12 protein-coding genes and 1 riboswitch are annotated in these 15,028 nt (G+C 44.0%); of the genes, 6 read left to right on the top strand and 6 right to left on the bottom strand.

Annotated features, from left to right (window positions below; translation table 11 throughout):
* Positions 1-144: 144 nt before the first annotated feature.
* Complete coding sequence (locus tag OCV24_RS09095) at positions 145-942, top strand: alpha/beta fold hydrolase (RefSeq protein WP_017055040.1); 798 nt, start codon at positions 145-147, stop codon at positions 940-942.
* A 126-nt stretch (positions 943-1,068) separates the two neighbouring features.
* Here OCV24_RS09095 and OCV24_RS09090 read toward each other — a convergent pair whose 3' ends face one another.
* The 5 genes from OCV24_RS09090 to torD form a co-directional block, all read right to left on the bottom strand.
* On the bottom strand, positions 1,069-1,386 hold the full coding sequence (locus tag OCV24_RS09090) for a putative signal transducing protein (protein ID WP_017055041.1): 318 nt from the start codon (positions 1,384-1,386) through the stop codon (positions 1,069-1,071).
* An 11-nt stretch (positions 1,387-1,397) separates the two neighbouring features.
* A complete protein-coding gene (locus OCV24_RS09085; RefSeq protein ID WP_046222748.1) occupies positions 1,398-2,078 on the bottom strand; it encodes a TVP38/TMEM64 family protein in 681 nt (226 codons plus the stop codon).
* A 132-nt stretch (positions 2,079-2,210) separates the two neighbouring features.
* Positions 2,211-2,801 (bottom strand): TfoX/Sxy family DNA transformation protein, encoded by a 591-nt coding sequence (locus OCV24_RS09080; RefSeq protein ID WP_004736448.1) that lies wholly within the window; start codon positions 2,799-2,801, stop codon positions 2,211-2,213.
* Positions 2,802-2,928: 127 nt separating this feature from the next.
* A riboswitch (cyclic di-GMP riboswitch) is annotated at positions 2,929-3,014 on the bottom strand.
* A gap of 170 nt (positions 3,015-3,184) precedes the next feature.
* Positions 3,185-4,189 carry an HTH-type transcriptional repressor PurR gene (gene purR, locus OCV24_RS09075; protein WP_017055044.1) on the bottom strand — a complete coding sequence of 335 codons (1,005 nt, stop codon included), beginning with the start codon at positions 4,187-4,189 and terminating at the stop codon, positions 3,185-3,187.
* Between the two features lie 316 nt (positions 4,190-4,505).
* Positions 4,506-5,153 carry a molecular chaperone TorD gene (gene torD / locus OCV24_RS09070; RefSeq protein WP_017055045.1) on the bottom strand — a complete coding sequence of 216 codons (648 nt, stop codon included), beginning with the start codon at positions 5,151-5,153 and terminating at the stop codon, positions 4,506-4,508.
* Between the two features lie 255 nt (positions 5,154-5,408).
* Here torD and torR point away from each other — a divergent pair, with 255 nt between their 5' ends.
* The gene (gene torR, locus OCV24_RS09065) at positions 5,409-6,122 is read left to right on the top strand and encodes a two-component system response regulator TorR (RefSeq protein WP_017055046.1); all 714 of its coding nucleotides are present in this window, start codon (positions 5,409-5,411) and stop codon (positions 6,120-6,122) included.
* A gap of 171 nt (positions 6,123-6,293) precedes the next feature.
* On the opposite strand, the gene elyC is transcribed toward torR, so the two are convergent.
* Positions 6,294-7,142 (bottom strand): envelope biogenesis factor ElyC, encoded by an 849-nt coding sequence (elyC, locus tag OCV24_RS09060; protein WP_017055047.1) that lies wholly within the window; start codon positions 7,140-7,142, stop codon positions 6,294-6,296.
* Positions 7,143-7,257: 115 nt separating this feature from the next.
* Between elyC and cmoM the strand changes: the two genes are divergently transcribed.
* The 4 genes from cmoM to mukB all read left to right on the top strand — a co-directional run bounded on the left by cmoM (position 7,258) and on the right by mukB (position 14,756).
* Positions 7,258-8,043 carry a tRNA uridine 5-oxyacetic acid(34) methyltransferase CmoM gene (gene cmoM, locus OCV24_RS09055; RefSeq protein WP_017055048.1) on the top strand — a complete coding sequence of 262 codons (786 nt, stop codon included), beginning with the start codon at positions 7,258-7,260 and terminating at the stop codon, positions 8,041-8,043.
* Positions 8,044-8,168: 125 nt separating this feature from the next.
* Entirely contained in the window at positions 8,169-9,506 is a 1,338-nt protein-coding gene (mukF, locus tag OCV24_RS09050; RefSeq protein ID WP_102507513.1) for a chromosome partition protein MukF, read from the top strand.
* Positions 9,487-10,299 carry a chromosome partition protein MukE gene (gene mukE / locus OCV24_RS09045; protein WP_102507512.1) on the top strand — a complete coding sequence of 271 codons (813 nt, stop codon included), beginning with the start codon at positions 9,487-9,489 and terminating at the stop codon, positions 10,297-10,299. The genes mukF and mukE overlap by 20 nt, the downstream gene beginning before the upstream one ends.
* Positions 10,296-14,756, top strand: a complete 4,461-nt coding sequence (gene mukB / locus OCV24_RS09040) for a chromosome partition protein MukB (protein WP_150877862.1) — start codon at positions 10,296-10,298, stop codon at positions 14,754-14,756. The genes mukE and mukB overlap by 4 nt, the downstream gene beginning before the upstream one ends.
* Positions 14,757-15,028 lie beyond the last annotated feature (272 nt).

The following is a 15,028-nucleotide window of genomic DNA, read 5'->3' as shown; positions in this document are numbered from 1 at the left end:
GTCAGGTAGAAAAGGTGAGGTAAGTATTCATATGACTAATGATAGGTTTGACACTATTATCACTTAAAGTTCTTAATAGCGTGATATCCTAGTCATCGCCTCGTGATGAGGCATAGCTCCATTCCAATAATTAAAGCGATAGGTATGTCTGAGAGTTTACTATTTCATAAAACATTTACTCACCCTACGAGCGATGAGTGGGTTGTATTTGTGCATGGCGCAGGAGGCAGTTCCTCCATCTGGTTCAAGCAGATTAAAGCGTATAAACAGCATTTCAACTTGCTGCTCATTGACTTGAGAGGGCATGGTAAATCAGACAATATACTTAAAGGGCTGATTTCGAATCGTTATACCTTCAAATCGGTGACGCTTGATATTCTCAAGGTATTAGACCATCTTAAAATCCGTTCTGCACATTTTGTTGGCATGTCTTTAGGCACGATCATAGTACGTAACGTTGCGGAGTTAGCTGCAGGGCGTGTGCGTTCAATGGTATTAGGCGGCGCTGTCACTAAACTCAACACTCGTTCTCAAGTTTTAATCAAATTAGGTAACTTAAGTAAACACATTATTCCTTATATGTGGTTATACAGTCTTTTTGCATATGTAGTAATGCCACAAAAAAGCCAAAAAGAGTCTCGTCATCTGTTTATCCGAGAAGCAAAGAAACTGTGCCAAAAAGAGTTTAAACGTTGGTTCATCTTAACCGCAGATGTTAATCCCCTAATGAAGTATTTCAAAGATAGAGAGTTACCCATTCCTACTCTCTATTTAATGGGAGAGCGTGATTACATGTTCATTAAGCCAGTAAAGGAAATGGTGCAAGCACATGAGTCGAGTGAACTGGTTGAAATCGCTAACTGCGGTCACGTCTGCAATGTAGAAAACCCTGAAGCATTCAATCAACATTCTATCGAGTTTATCCAAAAGCAAATCCAATGATTCTCTAGGTTTATTATCAGCTTAGATGATTAGATAGAATTGAAATAAAAACGGGAAGCTAGATTAGCTTCCCGTTTTTATATTGAGGAGGTATCAAACCGAACCTCTTGTCACAGTCTTTGCGTATTACTCAGGTGAGGCTGCGCCACACTGCCAACAAGAACCAAATAGTGCTTCGTTGACTTCGTGACACTCACTACATCGCCACTCTTCATAGATGATCGAATCTTGCTGCTTTTGGTAATCATTTACAATAGTGCGAGCTTTGTTAGCCAGTTCTGGTTCATACAGCCAAACGTACGGGTCAGTGTCTTCTGTAAATGGGAGTTCCCCTTTTAAACCAAACAACCCCTCACCACGGACCTCACATGCAATATTCTCACTTTCTAGCAATCCACATATGATGTGGGCTTCTGTCGGATTCGATGCAACAAAGATTTTCATGACATAGAACCTTAATCAGTTATCGGTGTTGAGCGAAATTTGCCCATTAGCCATTTAGCAAAAATTGGGAACACCCCGAGTAAAGCAAATGACAACAATACTGAAGGGGAAATGATACCTGAAAGCGAGTCAATCTCCGCAAGTTGAGTACCGGCGTTCAAGAAAACCGCAGTGCCTGGTAGCATGCCTATTTGGCTTGTAATGTAGTAACGACTGACCGACATTGGCGTTAGGCCCATCAGCAAGTTGATAAGGAAAAATGGGAATACAGGAATCAGACGCAAAGAAAATAAGTAAAATGCGCCGTCTTTTTCAACCCCCTTGTTAATCGTCGCCAATTTGTCACCAAACTTGGTTTGAATCCAGTCACGTAATAGATAGCGGCTACTTAGAAAGGCAAGGGTAGCACCAATTGCACTTGCGAAAGATACCAGCAGCAAGCTATTCCAGAAACCAAATAGAGCAGCTCCGAGCAGGGTGACAACAGCGGCACCAGGAATTGAGAAAGCAGTAATCATTACATACGCAACAAAATAGATAGCGGCAGCTGCAATAAAGTTGCTGTCAATGTAGTCATTTAAGACAGCTTGTTGGGTCTTAGCATTTTCAAGCGTTAAGTACTGGCCGAAATTGATGCCTAACAAGACAATGGTTACGACCAACACAATACCCAATATCATTTTCTTACTCATTGATACTTCCTCTAAATTTTCAATGCATACCGATAGTATAGATAGACAGGCAAAGCATAGATTAACTTTCACCAGATATAAAAAAAGCCGCAGTAAATGCGGCTTAGTTATGTATATATTGCACTGACAATGTTAATTGACGCGATTGATAAGCTCTTCGCGACGCTGCTGCGGTATAACAGACCAATGTGTACCATTGATCGCACCTTCTAGCGCCCAAAGTAGTTCAATACTGACAGAAGACGCATGCGATTCTTTGATGGCGTTAAATGCGTTTACAGAGCCAGATTCATATAAACGTTCTACAGAATCGATTCCTGCCTTTTTCAACATACGCTCGGTAGCGAGTCGAAGATTAGGCAGATCTTTGAGTCGGGTCGGCTTGGCAGAAGACTGCTCAGCTTTTTCTTCTTTAGCAAAACCCAGAGACGTGGTTGCAAGCTGCAAGATTTTCTCTTGGTCTTGCCATAGGCCTTCAGGTAAAGCGAAATATTTAGTAACAACAGGGAAACCACGTTTTTTGTAGACGTACGGTTGAAACCCTTGTTGTTCGAATTGCTTTGTTGTGCATTTGTCTGCTCGTATGTGCAGTTGGTCATTAACAACCAGAGCAAACATTGTGTCATCAGCAAAAAGACCGAATCCACCAAACATTGAGCGTGATTTTATTTTTCCTAGGGACTCAAATAACTTCATTGAGTCCTTTAGTATCGGTTTATCCATGTTATTTATCTCGGTGTATTTGAAGTACGCCACCAAATAAGCAGGTCCGAGAGATTAGCAAAATGTTGCAATTAAATTGTCAATAAGCCGTAAATTACTAAATGATTAGTAGTTACTGCATTTTGCCATCGGTAACCCCGCTACCATACCAACGAGTGGTTTAGGCCGGAAGCTTTGCGTCTCACTCTTTCGAGTGGTTTGCCCTGTGCGTGACTGATTGAATAGAATAAAGTTTTTGTTGAATGAGGCTCACACTTGTTATTTCAAAATGTGATATTGCTTCAATTAATGATCTTTGTATTGTGCATCTAGGTTCATTTTGGGTGCTGATAAAAAAAGCGCACCTAAAGGTGCGCTTGATGAAATTAAACTCATTTTATCAATTAATTTAACGTTTTAACTGTACATCGCTCTACGATTTCAGGGTGCATTTCGAAGACACGTTTTTCATGATCTTTGTCTTTTATACGTTCTAATAGAATTTCGAAAGCATTTTTACCAACACGACGTTTCGGTTGGTGCACCGTTGTTAAAGGTGGTGAAAAGTATTCAGCTAGCTCGATGTTGTCGTAACCAATGATCGAAATATCTTCAGGAATACGAATACCTTTCTGTTGCAGGCGACTCATTAGACCTAGTGCCATCGTGTCATTAAAGCAGAATACAGCCGTCGGGCGATCTTCCATCTCAACGATTTGCTCTGCAGCAAGAACTGCCGTATCGCACTCGAAGTTGCCTTCGATGATCATGTTATTATCGGTAGAAATCTTAGCTTCGTTCAGTGCGCGCTTGTATCCGGCAATGCGTTCAACACATGCTGCTTTGTCTAAGTGGCCACTTAAACAGGCAATTTTAGAGTGACCGCGTTCAATCAGGTACTTGGTTGCTAGGTAGCCACCTTCTTCAGAGTTATCAATGATCTTATCAGCTTGAGAGCTCTCTGGGCCCCAGTCCATAATAACTTTCGGGATGTCAGCGTGACGGTCTAACATCACTCTTAGTTCTTCAGTTAGGTCTGAACACATAACTAAGATGCCATCTACACGTTTCTCTGCCAGCATTCGAATGTAGTCACGTTGCTTCTCATAGATACCACCTGTGTTACACAGGATCAAAGTGTAACCTTGACGGTAGCAGTAGCTTTCAACACCATCGATAACTTCAGAGAAGAATAGGTTGGTTGATTGAGTAACAAGCATGCCGATAGTGCGTGTTGTATTGCACTTCAAGCTACGAGCTACAGCACTTGGCGCATAGTTCAGTTCGTCTACAGCTTTGTTTACTTTTTCTTGAGTCGCTTCTGCAACAAAACGTGTTTTATTGATTACGTGAGAAACGGTTGTTGTCGATACGCCGGCTAAGCGAGCGACATCTTTTATCGTGGCCATGGTTTTATCCTATTAGAAGCTACTTTCCCAAAGTACGGAATAAAGTAGCCGTTAAGCTACCTAACTAAGAGCTATAATTTGTAGGGCTCTTTGGGTACTAACGTGCTAAAAAACAAAAAACCGCTATTGAGCGGCTTGTCTTAACACCGAAATGCTCTGAACTTAAATAAGCATAGCATTTCGTGAATGTTTCATATTTTATCGTTTGCGGTCACAATTTTAGACTGACTAGAAGTTACTCGCAATAAAATTCACCCTGAAATCCGGGTGAATTGTCACATTCTATTGAATTTATTTACCTAGTCATGCAATAAGCTTAGTCACCAGCTAGATATTGAGCGTCTAAATTACAGAAGGCGAGTAACAGAGATGAGACTGAAGCGTAGAAACCGAATTCGTCAACGTCATGACATTTCACGTTGAACTTGGGTACCCAAGTAAGGAGTTGTTGTTCGATAAACTGTTGTTGAACGGAAAATGATTTTTCTAGCTTTTCTTCAAGCTCAGTTTCGTTAGAGCGAATGATCAAGTTACCAAGGAAATCGAGTTCGATAGCAATGTGGTCTGCTGGCTCTTTTAGATCTTGGTTCACCACTAAGTTGTGCTTAGCCATGATCTCTTCCATATCTTTTGCTGGCTTATCATTCAAAAGGCCAGTTTCGCCGATATACATAGAAGCGTATGGAAGGGCGCCATGTTTATCTGTTTTTAAGAAAAGGTCACAAAAGTCTGCAGACAGTTCTAGCTGAGCATCTTCACGTGTTTGTAGGCGGTTCAGCGCGTCCACTAACTTATCAATCGCTGGCTTTAGTGTTTCATTTTCGCCTAAACCAGTTAGGAAAGAACGAATGTCAACAGAGTGGTAGTGATCGAGTTCTTCTTGAGTGAGTTCTTTAGCGAATAAGCTTGATAACCACCAGTAGATTTCTGCTCTTTGTTCGTTGAACGCTTTTGTATCTTTCATTGGATTGATCCTAATATCGTCTTTCGTATACCCGGGGTACTCAGTCTAACTAACCGTGATATTTGCTAAGCGCAAAGCTACTCGTTAGTGGTAATGCCCATATTGAATTGTTATGGACGATAAATAGCAAGGTTTAAGATTGTCTTGTATCAAGAAAAATCCATGTTTCTGGCTTTTATCTTCTGCACCACTAGAATTGTTACTAGTTATGAATAGAATAGTCATTGAAACTATTAAATAAGAAAAGTGGTGTAGATGAGCTATCACGTATTAGTCGTAGAAGATGATGTGGTAACCCGCAGTAAATTGGTTGGATACTTCCAGAACGAAGGTTACACAGTGAGCGAAGCAGAAAGCGGCGCTCAAATGAGAAGCGTGTTAGAAGATAACAACGTGGACCTCATTATGCTGGACATCAACTTGCCAGGCGAAGATGGATTGATGCTAACTCGCGAATTACGCAGTCAATCAGACATTGGAATTATTTTAGTTACTGGACGCACGGATAGCATCGACAAAATCGTAGGCCTAGAAATGGGGGCAGACGATTATGTTACTAAACCTTTCGAACTTCGCGAGTTATTGGTTCGAGTTAAAAACTTACTTTGGCGTATTGCTGCTGCTCGTAAAACAGCAGCGGGCGCAGTCGAAGAAACATCAGATGAGTCTGTGGTTCGTTTTGGTGAGTGGACATTTGATATCCCTCGTCGCGCGTTAAGCAAAAACGGCGAACCGGTGAAACTGACCAAAGCAGAATACGAACTGCTAGTGGCTTTGTCTTCTTACCCTAATCAAGTATTAAGCCGCGAACGTATTCTGAATATGATTAGCCACCGAGTGGACGCACCTAATGACCGTACTATCGACGTACTAATCCGTCGTATGCGTGCAAAGATGGAGTTCGACCCTAAGAATCCACAGATTTTTGTGACGGTTCACGGTGAAGGTTATATGTTCGCTGGTGACTAATACCCTTTGGGGACTTATCGTCAGTAACGATATTTGAAGGAAAAAAGCCGAGACATCATTTGATGCCTCGGCTTTTTATTACTTAACGATTATTGCAAGCGAGCTAAGAACCTATAAATTTCTTTGCTGTTCTATCTGCTCAACAGGCTGAGTTTTCAGGCTGGACTGAGCTTACTGTGCTGCAGAAACTTCACTGTCTTCCTCAGCTAAGCTAGAAGCTTCAGGGACAACAACCGGTTCTTCTGAAATGTCCCTACTGGTGTCTAGCCAGTCACGTAGGTTTTGCCAAACCAATCCCATAGTCTCGTGCCAGTAACGCTCGGTTTGCTCAAGGTAGAGCGCCTTAGGCATGTACTTATTCCAAGGCTCAACAATCCCTTCTTGTGCAAGATAGTTTGTGGGTGCAGGTAATGGATCCATACCTGCAGCATTGAACTCATTCAATGCACGAGTCATATGACTTGCAGAAGTCACCAATACCATTCTCTTGTGCTTAACAAACGCAGCAGCTTGGCGGGCTTCTTCCCAGGTATCTTTTGCTGTCTCAAGCAAAATGATGTCTGGTTTTGCTACGCCGAGGGCCAAGGCAACCTTAGCCATCATTCTGGCATTGCTCACTTCAGTGCCTCCCCCGTAACCAGACAAAATGAGTTTGGCACCAGGATAAAGACGTAGAATACGAATTCCTTCACTCAAACGCATCAAACCGGTGCGGCTAAGCTCTGATGTAGGCGGGATTTGGTCGTCTACGACGTGACCACTTCCAAGCACCATCACGTAATCGACGGTATCGTCGACGGGTAAAAAAGCGGTGTGTTGCCTTTCCATTGGCATTAAAAGTTGGCTAGAAACTGGCTGGAAAGCGATTAGGAAAATACCACAGAGGGCTGAAAGGGTAATTAGGCAACCCGTCTTCCTGTTGATAGTAAACATCACTAGGGCTAAACCCAGAAAGGCGAGAATTAACATTGCTGGCAGTGGCATCAGTAACGAAGACACTACTTTTTTCAGCTCAAACATATCCGAATAGTCCGAAAAAACATCACTTAGTAGTAAAAAGAGACATCGCCTCTTTATTCCTGAAATTCCTGTGACAGAATAGCAGGCACGATAGGACATAATAACTCAAGTAGCCGTGACTGAAGACCGTAATTTCGACGATATTGCCCACAAATTTGCAAAAAATATTTACGGCTCTGACAAAGGAGAGATCCGTCAAGTCATTGTATGGGAAGATTTAGAGCAAGCTTTGAGCAAATTTGAGCATTCATCTTCACCGTTGCATGTGCTTGATGCTGGAGGGGGACTTGCACAGGTGTCGCAAAAAATTGCCGCACTTGGACATAACGTGTCTTTATGCGATCTCTCATCTGAGATGCTTAAACTCGCCGAAGAAAGTATCAGCGAAGCGGGTTTGCTAGAGCAATATCGATTTATTCATTCACCGGTACAAAAAGTCGCAGAACATCTCGATGAGAAAGTCGATTTTGTGATGTTTCACGCGGTCATGGAGTGGCTAGCCGATCCTAAAGAGGCGCTTGATTTATTGCTTGAACAAGTTAAACCGGGTGGCGTTGCCTCGATAATGTTTTACAACCACCACGGATTAGTCCTGAAAAATGTGATTTGTGGCAACATTCCTCATGTATTGAATGGGATGCCACATCGAAAACGGTTTAAGCTGCAACCACAAAAAGGCTTGAAGCCGGAAGAGGTTTATCAATGGATAGAAGACGCTGGTCTAGAAATCTGTGGTAAATCAGGCATTCGCTCTTTCAGTGACTACATAGGTAATATGGAGTACATGGGCGATTACCAATTTGAAGATGTATTGGAACTGGAAAAACAGCTATGTCGCCAAGAGCCATATCTGTCGCTAGGCCGTTATATTCACGTTTGGGCTCAAAAACCTGCGCAATAACAGCGGTGAATGTGGTAAAAGAAGCCACAAGATGCGCTATGCGATCGTAAGAAGCCCGCGTCATAAAGAAATAGGCGTCATATATAACATGTTTGATATGACAAAGAACAGTAACAGGAACCACAATGAGTGAAATGACTCAAACTGCCGAAGAGCAGCCAATTGATGAGTTGGTGGGCTGGGTCAAGCAGCATGATTTTTCATTAAACTTGCCACCAGAGCGCTTAGCATTTTTGATTGCTATCGCAGTATTAAGCAATGAAAGGTTCGATGAAGAGTTGGGCGAGGGTGAACTGCACGATGCATTTGCCATTGTCACTCGACTGTTTGAAGATACTGGCGAAGCGTCAGCGTTTCGTGCCAACAATGCCATCAACGAGTTGGTTAAACAGAAGTTGATTAGCCGCTTTACCAGCGAAATCACTGATGGCGCGAGCATTTATCGCTTATCACCATTGGCGATTGGTATCTCAGATTATTACTTACGTCATCGTCAGTTCTCCAAATTAAAATTGTCTATCCAGCTTTCTATGGTTGCAGATGAGATGGCAAAAGCCATTGAAGCAGCACAAAAAGGCGGAACGCCAGGACATTGGAGAAAGAACGTATACGGTGTGCTCAAATACTCTGTTGGTGAAATTTTCGATCAAATTGATCTTAACCAACGTGTTATGGATGAGCAGCAGCAAACCGTTAAGCAGCAAATTGCCGACCTTTTAAATAAGGATTGGCGAGAGGCGATTAACAATTGTGAAACCTTGCTTTCAGAAACCTCGTCCACGCTAAAAGAATTACAAGACACCTTGCAAGCGGCGGGTGATGAACTGCAAACGCAGATCCTCGATATTCAAGAAATTGTTTATGGTGACGATGAACTCGAATTCGTCGGCGAAACCCTGTTCGGCTTGCAGATGAAGCTCGATCGAATTACCAGTTGGGGTCAGCAAGCGATCGACTTGTGGATCGGTTACGACCGCCACGTTCACAAGTTTATCCGTACCGCGATTGATATGGATAAAAACCGTGCCTTTAGCCAACGCTTGCGTCAGTCGGTGACCGACTACTTTGATGCGCCGTGGTTATTGACTTACGCCGATGCTGAGAAGCTCACCGATCTGCGTGATGAAGCACTCGTGCTTCGTGATGACGAAGTGATGGGTCAAGCGCCAATCGACGTAGAATACGAAGAATTTGAGCAAGTGAATGATCTGCTTTCAGACCGAATTGCAGAGATGTTAAAAGCTCACAAACAGCAAGGTTCGCCAATTGATCTTGGCCTTGTGCTACGCGACTACCTCGCTGCACACCCTCGCACACACCATTTTGATTTAGCCAGAATTGTTGTCGACCAAGCGGTGCGCTTAGGTTACTCAGAGTCTGACTATCAGGCTATTCAGCCAGATTGGCAGGCAATCAACGATTTCGGTGCAAAGGTACAAGCAAATGTCATTAACAAGTACTGATGATTACATGCCAGAGAAACTGGTAAAAGCGATAGCGAACCCACTGTTCCCCGCGCTAGACAGTATGCTGCGTTCAGGTAAGCATATTTCAACAGAAGATCTAGATAACCACGCGTTACTTTCTGATTTTGAAGTTGAGCTTCAGCATTTTTATCAACGCTACAACACCGAGCTTGTGAAAGCGCCAGAGGGCTTCTTTTACTTGCGTCCGCGTTCTACGTCTCTCATTGGTCGTAGTGTGTTGTCTGAACTAGACATGTTGGTTGGCAAGGTATTGTGTTTCTTGTACCTAAGCCCAGAACGTTTAGCGCACGAAGGCATTTTCAACAACCAAGAGTTGTTTGAAGAGCTAATGGCGTTAGCGGATGAGAAAAAACTCATGAAGCTAGCAACCAACCGTGCGTCTGGCTCTGACTTAGACAAAGAAAAGTTATTCGAAAAAGTACGTACTTCTCTACGTCGTCTACGCCGCATCGGTATGCTGATTGCGATTGGCGAAACGGGTAAATTCCGTATTAGCGAAGCGGTATTCCGTTTCGGTGCTGACGTACGTGTTGGTGATGATATGAAAGAAGCGCAATTACGTCTTATCCGTGATGGTGAGGCTGTGGTGCATACTCAAGAGCCTAACCAAGGTAGCTTGTTGAATGAAGAGCAAACAGAATCTGTATCAGAAGTCGATGCAGACGTAGACGTAGACGAAAACGGTCAACAAGACATTTTTAACGATCAAGCCGGCTTTGACCTTGAGTCGAACGATGGCGAACAAACAAAAGTAGAAGGTGAAGCATGATTGAAAGAGGTAAGTATCAATCATTAACCATGGTCAACTGGAACGGCTTCTTTGCGCGTACTTTTGATATTGATGGATTGGTTACAACACTTTCTGGCGGTAACGGTGCAGGTAAGTCGACCACAATGGCGGCATTCATCACTGCACTTATCCCCGACCAAAGCCTTCTGCATTTCCGTAACACGACGGAAGCGGGCAGCTCACAGTCGTCTCGTGATAAAGGCCTTTACGGTAAGCTTCAACCTGGCGCATGTTATTCGGCGCTAGACGTTGTGAATTCTCGCAATCAACGCCTACTGTTTGCAGTAAAACTGCAGCAAGTCGCGGGTCGTGATAAGAAAGTCGATATCAAGCCGTTCGTTATCCAAGGTCTTCCAAGCCATGTGAAACCAACGGATGTACTGATTCAGAACGTTTCAGACAGTCACGCTCGTGTGTGTCAGTTGAACGATGTGAAAGCTGCAGTTGCACAATACGAAGGTGCACACTTCAAAGCCTTCTCTTCGATTGTTGATTACCACTCACAGATGTTTGAGTACGGTGTCGTTCCTAAGAAACTGCGTAACAGCAGTGATCGCTCTAAGTTCTACCGCTTAATTGAGGCATCACTTTATGGTGGTATCTCTAGTGCGATTACGCGCTCTCTGCGTGATTACCTTCTGCCGCAAAACGGCGGTGTGAAGAAAGCATTCCAAGATATGGAATCAGCATTACGCGAAAACCGCATGACGCTAGAAGCGATCAAGACAACGCAGTCGGATCGTGACTTGTTCAAGCATTTGATCACTGAATCAACGAACTATGTGGCAGCAGATTACATGCGCCATGCCAACGATCGTCGTAACAAGCTAGATCAAACCATGAAGCTCCGTGGTGAACTGTTTGGTTCTCGCGAAACCTTGCTTGATCAAAACAACCTGCTGAATCGTGTTCAAGAAGAACTTGAACTGCTGGTCGATCAAGAGTCTGCGCTAGAGCAAGATTATCAAGCGGCTTCAGATCATCTTCAACTGGTTCAAACTGCACTTCGTCAGCAAGAGAAAATTGCCCGCTACAGCGAAGATCTAGAAGAGCTTAATGAGCGTCTAGAAGAGCAGATGATGGTGGTTGAAGAAGCCCAAGAGCGAGTACTTCTTGCTGAAGAACAGGCTAACATTACTGAAGAAGAAGTGGATAGCCTGAAAACTCAGTTGGCTGACTATCAACAAGCTTTGGATGTTCAACAAACTCGTGCATTGCAATACCAACAAGCGGTTCAAGCATTAGAGAAAACGAAGCAGTTACTTGGTGATGAATCTATTACCGCAGAAAGTGCATTAACTCTGGTTTCTGAGCTAAAAGCCCAACAAGAATCAAGCACGCAAACGCTACTGTCTACTAAGCATAAGCTAGACATGTCATCTGCTGCGTCTGCACAGTTCGACAAAGCGTTATCTTTGGTTAAAAGCATTGTTGGTGACGTAGAGCGTAAAGAAGCATCCTACAGTGCTAAGCAGGCGTTAGAAAAAGGCCGTAACGCAAAACACGTTGTTGAAAATGAACAACAGTGGCGTGCTCAGCACCGCGACATGGCTCGTGACGTGGCACAACAACGTCAAGCAAAAGAGCTTGCGACTGAATATCAAAAGCAACATAACATCTCACTGACTGACGAAGCGGTTTTCGACGAAGAACGCGAACGTCATGCAATGCAGATCGAAACGCTTGAGTACGCTCAAGAAGAGCTGCGTGAAGCGAAGAGTGAGCAACGTCGTGTGCAACAAAACCACGATCAAGAGATTCAAAAGCTTGAGTCCATTGCTCCTGCGTGGATAACGGCAAACGATGCTCTTGAAGCGTTAAGAGGGCAAACCGAAGCTGAGCTCGAAGATAGCCAAGCAGTGATGACTCACATGCAGCAAGTACTTGAAGATGAGAAATCTCAAGCGGCCGCGAAAGAGCGATTGGCAACTCGTCGTGCTGAACTTGATCAAGAGATTGAACGCTTAGCTTCACCGGGTGGTTCTAACGATCGTCGACTGAAAGGCCTGGCGGATATGCTTGGAGGCGTGCTGCTTTCTGAGATCTACGACGATATCACGATTGGCGATGCTCCTTACTTCAGTGCGATGTACGGCCCAGCTCGTCATGCGATTGTGGTGTCTGATCTCAGTGGTATTAAAGAGAAGTTGGTGGACCTTGATGACTGTCCAGAAGATCTTTACATCCTAGAAGGCGATGTCGATGCGTTTGATGACAGCTCATTCAATGCCGATGAGTTAGAGGGCGCTGTATGTGTTCAGCTTAACGATCGCCAAATGCGTTACTCTCGCTTCCCTGAGATCCCGTTGTTTGGCCGTGCGGCTCGTGAACAACGCTTAGAGAAATTACGTGAAGAGCGTGATGTGGTTGTTGAGAACCACGCGAAAGCAGCATTTGATGCACAAAAACTGAATCGCTTATACCAAGCATTCAACAGCTTTGTTGCGAGACACCTGCACGTTGCATTCAACGCCGATCCTGAACAGGCTCTAGCGTCTATTCGTGATAAGCGTAGTCAAATTGTTCGTTCTTTGGCTGAGTTGGATTCTAAAGAACAGCAGCAACGCAGCCAACTTCTACAAAGCAAGCACGCACTTGGTGCGCTAGACAAACTCGCGCCTATGGTACGTATTTTAGAAGACGAAACCTTAGCTGAACGCCTTGCTGAACTAGAAGTACAACTTGAGCGTTTGAGTGAAGCGAAGTCTTTCTTGAACAATCACGGTAAAGCACTTAATTCATTGGAGCAGGTTGTTTCTGCACTAGATGCAGACCCTGAGCAATTTGAAGCGCTAGAAGCGGAATATCAACAAGCTGATAAAGCGCTACAAGCTCTAAAAGGCAAAGTATTCGCACTGTCTGATTTGATTGAGCGTCGTCACTACTTTGCTTACGCAGATTCTGTTGATTTACTTAATAAGAGCAGTGAACTGAGCGAGCAATTAAAAGCGAAACTAGTTCAAGCTGAACAAGCAAGAACCAAAGGCCGCGATGGTTTGAAGCAAGCTCGCGAACAGATGAACCAATACAACCAAGTATTGGCGGCACTGAAGAGCTCACATCAAGCGAAGCAAGAAACGGTTCAAGAGTTTAAGCAAGAGCTTCAAGAGTTCGGTGTAAACGCTGATGAAGGCTCTGAAGAGCGTGCTGTACGTCGTCGTGATGAGCTTCAAGAGCGTTTGCACACCTCTCGTAGCCGTAAGAGCGAATACGAGCGTACGATTACGTCAACAGAACTTGAGATGAAAGCACTGGCTAAGCGTCTTAAGAAAGTACAGAAAGAGTATACAGAGCTTCGTACCTTCGTGGTTGCAGCGAAAGCAGGTTGGTGTTCAGTACTTCGTTTAGCCCGTGAGAATGATGTTGAGCGTCGTCTCCACAAGCGTGAATTGGCATACCTAACGGCAGGCGAACTTCGCTCAATGTCGGATAAATCACTGGGTGCGCTACGTTTGGCGGTGGCTGACAATGAAGACCTACGCGATTCGCTACGCCTATCTGAAGACAATGCTCATCCAGAGCGTAAGGTTCTGTTCTATATTGCGGTTTACCAACACCTTCGTGAGCGTATTCGCCAAGACATCATTCATACCGATGATCCGGTTGAAGCAATCGAAGAGATGGAAGTTGAACTGGCTCGTCTAACAGAAGAACTGACGCAGCGTGAAAATCGCCTAGCGATCAGCTCTGAGTCGGTAGCTAGCATCATTAAGAAGACGATTCAGCGTGAGCAGAACCGTATCCGCATGCTGAACCAAGGCTTGTCTAATATTTACTTTGGTCAGGTTAAGGGCGTACGTCTGAACGTTAAGATCCGTGAAAGCCACGAGATCTTATTGTCCGGCCTCGCTACCCAGCAAGAGCAACATAAAGACCTGTTTGAAAGTACTCGCTTTACCTTCTCAGAAGCAATGGCGAAGCTGTTCCAACGTGTTAACCCACATATCGATATGGGTCAACGCTCTCCACAGGTTCTGGGTGAAGAGTTACTGGATTACCGTAACTACCTAGAGTTAAGTGTAGAAGTTAACCGTGGTTCAGACGGTTGGTTACAAGCTGAATCGGGCGCACTTTCTACGGGTGAAGCTATCGGTACGGGTCAATCCATTCTGTTGATGGTTATCCAAAGTTGGGAAGAGGAGTCTCGTCGACTTCGTAGTAAAGATATCGTCCCATGTCGCTTGTTGTTCCTTGATGAGGCAGCACGTTTGGATGCCAAATCTATCTCAACACTGTTTGAGCTTTGTGATCGTCTAGGCATGCAACTTTTGATTGCAGCCCCAGAGAACATTAGCCCAGAAAAAGGCACAACCTATAAACTGGTACGTAAGGTTTTCAAAGATCACGAACACGTGCACGTTGTTGGCCTGCGTGGTTTTGCGCAAAATAAACCAGCCTCTCCGGTTCAAGAGCTTATCGAAGAAGCTGAGCAGTAAGCTCGGTAATGGCCCAATGATATTTGTTCAAAGCCCCTAACCATTAGGGGCTTTTTTGTACCTCACATTTAACTCTTTTCAACTGAATGCCTCCAGTTCAATCTTCTCATCGACACTGATAAGACCACTCATATCTTATGGTTATTATCAATGGAACTTGTTTGAGGTCACACGTACAAATCCACAAATAATGTATGGTAATGCCATGAGTCTAATAATGTTAACGATATTGTATTGCTTATATTTTTAATTGTTGATATCCCGCGTGTGCG

Origin of the sequence: Vibrio kanaloae, from assembly GCF_024347535.1 — a bacterium.
Lineage (GTDB): Bacteria > Pseudomonadota > Gammaproteobacteria > Enterobacterales > Vibrionaceae > Vibrio > Vibrio kanaloae.
Note: the sequence above shows the minus strand (reverse complement) of the source record. Positions and strands in the feature narration are given on the sequence as shown.

Excerpts from the sequence above, each read along its gene's own strand:
- torR (WP_017055046.1), top strand. The coding sequence starts at position 5,409 with ATGAGCTATCACGTATTAGTCGTAGAAGATGATGTGGTAACCCGCAGT.
- OCV24_RS09080 (WP_004736448.1), bottom strand. The coding sequence starts at position 2,801 with ATGGATAAACCGATACTAAAGGACTCAATGAAGTTATTTGAGTCCCTA.
- mukE (WP_102507512.1), top strand. The coding sequence starts at position 9,487 with ATGTCATTAACAAGTACTGATGATTACATGCCAGAGAAACTGGTAAAA.
- OCV24_RS09095 (WP_017055040.1), top strand. The coding sequence starts at position 145 with ATGTCTGAGAGTTTACTATTTCATAAAACATTTACTCACCCTACGAGC.
- elyC (WP_017055047.1), bottom strand. The coding sequence starts at position 7,142 with ATGTTTGAGCTGAAAAAAGTAGTGTCTTCGTTACTGATGCCACTGCCA.
- purR (WP_017055044.1), bottom strand. The coding sequence starts at position 4,189 with ATGGCCACGATAAAAGATGTCGCTCGCTTAGCCGGCGTATCGACAACA.
- torD (WP_017055045.1), bottom strand. The coding sequence starts at position 5,153 with ATGAAAGATACAAAAGCGTTCAACGAACAAAGAGCAGAAATCTACTGG.
- mukB (WP_150877862.1), top strand. The coding sequence starts at position 10,296 with ATGATTGAAAGAGGTAAGTATCAATCATTAACCATGGTCAACTGGAAC.
- mukF (WP_102507513.1), top strand. The coding sequence starts at position 8,169 with ATGAGTGAAATGACTCAAACTGCCGAAGAGCAGCCAATTGATGAGTTG.
- OCV24_RS09085 (WP_046222748.1), bottom strand. The coding sequence starts at position 2,078 with ATGAGTAAGAAAATGATATTGGGTATTGTGTTGGTCGTAACCATTGTC.
- OCV24_RS09090 (WP_017055041.1), bottom strand. The coding sequence starts at position 1,386 with ATGAAAATCTTTGTTGCATCGAATCCGACAGAAGCCCACATCATATGT.